We start from the raw sequence: 1840 nt of genomic DNA, 5'->3' as shown, positions 1-1840 counted from the left end.
TCGACTTCGATCCCCCGATAATCCGACTCCAATGGAGAACAGGCATGCCCCAGGTTGCGAGTGTTTCCACCCTTACTGATTTGCAGGCGCTTAGTCCGGCAACATATACTTCCGCGATAGTGACGGGGGCAGGCGCTCGAAACGGCACGTTTGTGTGGAATTCTTCGAACCAATCTGCTTCCGTGTCTCAAGACACCATGCAAGGTATCTTCGTTCCACCTTCGACGGACACCACCGGAACAAGTGGCGCGTGGATTCGCCAATTTCACGACGAGATTTTTGCGGCCTGGTTTGGCGCTATCGGCGACGATGTCACCAACGACACCGCAGCTTGGCAGTGCGCCCTCAAATTCGCTGCGGGCAGAACACTTTGTGGAGAGCAGGGTAAGACATACAAGCTAACCGCCGAGTTAGAGTTGCCAGACGGATGCACGTTGGCCCTGTGCAAGTCGCGGTTGAATTTCCGTATTTCGGGATCGGTGCGATGCGTTGTTCCTGGAAACAACTGCCGCGTCTACAATGGCACCATCAAGAATTTTGGAACGACACCGGGCATCCCGGGCGACTTTCAGTGCCCGATTGCGATCGGCAAGTTCACCGCGAACGTCTCGGTTGCAAACGTCCATGTCTTCAACATGACGATTGAGAGTGACTGGGTTGAAGGCAACGGCATCATCATCACCGCTGCGTCGAACAATATCCTGATCGAGAACATCAAATTCCCAAACAGCCCAATGTTCTGCCCGGTGCTAGCTCACTGGGGAGGAACGGCCGCGGGTACCGGACACCCGCATGACGTCATCATCAGGAACATAACTTGCGGCAACATAAACCAGGCGGGATATCTGATTTCTCTCGCGGCTGCTTACAACGTGCTCGTGGAGAACGTGAAGGGTGGCACCTGTTACTATGGCTTCCACAACTATGCCGGCGATTTCACCAACATGTATGCGTCGGCTGATGTTAAACCTCTTGTCGGCAAGAGCATCGTCGCACGTAATATCGTAGCAATGGATGTGCAAAACGCAGGAATTTGGGTCGACGGGCAGAGCTTCAATCCCAACCTGACTAGCCCGCCAACTGTTCCTCTGGAAATGGATGGCATCATTGAAAGCTGTCGTTTCTATGGGGCAGGGGCGGTGACCCAGTCACCTGAACCAACGGCAGTCTGGGGCGCTAAACTTGCGAACTGCAGAGATCTCGAAATTAGGAACAACCATTTCGAGTGGTTCCAATATGGGGTTGTCCCTGCTGGACCTACTGAGCGCGTCTACCTCATCGGCAACCTCATCCGATCATGTAAGTCAAACGGTATTGCAGTAGGCCATTCGACCTATCCACCTGTCGACTGGGTGATCGAGAGGAACGCTCTGCAAGGAAACAACCGCGCTGGCTACACAACTGACGATGGCGCAGCCATTTTGGTTACGTCCTCTTACAATACCAAAATCCTGGGCAACCGGATCGGCTTTGCCGGCTCCGAGTTTTCGTATTTTGGAATTAGGGTCGCTGCCTCAGCTGTATCGCCAGTGCTTTGCGATAACTGGGTCAACAAGCTGGCTGCAAACGGCGTTGCCTATTCTATCGGGGTGTTGACGTCTTACGATATCAACGCGAGCGGCAGCAACAACAGAGCCGCCGCAGGTATCGCACTCTGGGGAGGTACAACATTGTTCAACAGCCTTGCGGGCCCTAGAGAAGGGGTTGCCGTTCAAGGAGCCGAGCCGACAGCCGGCAGTTGGAACGCTGGAGACAGGCTCTATAGCCGGACGCCGACATCCACTGTAATTGGGTATGTTTGCACAACAGGAGGCTCGCCCGGCACTTGGCGATCATTTGG

The 1840-nt window shown here is 54.3% G+C and carries 1 protein-coding gene; it reads left to right on the top strand.

Annotated features, from left to right (window positions below; translation table 11 throughout):
• Positions 1–44: 44 nt before the first annotated feature.
• A partial coding sequence (locus ACFWYE_RS30985; RefSeq protein ID WP_379115823.1) for a right-handed parallel beta-helix repeat-containing protein occupies positions 45–1840 on the top strand: 1796 nt, incomplete at its 3' end.

This window comes from Mesorhizobium sp. NPDC059025 (assembly GCF_042739655.1).
In the GTDB taxonomy this organism is placed as follows: Bacteria; Pseudomonadota; Alphaproteobacteria; order Rhizobiales; family Rhizobiaceae; genus Mesorhizobium.
Note: the sequence above shows the minus strand (reverse complement) of the source record. Positions and strands in the feature narration are given on the sequence as shown.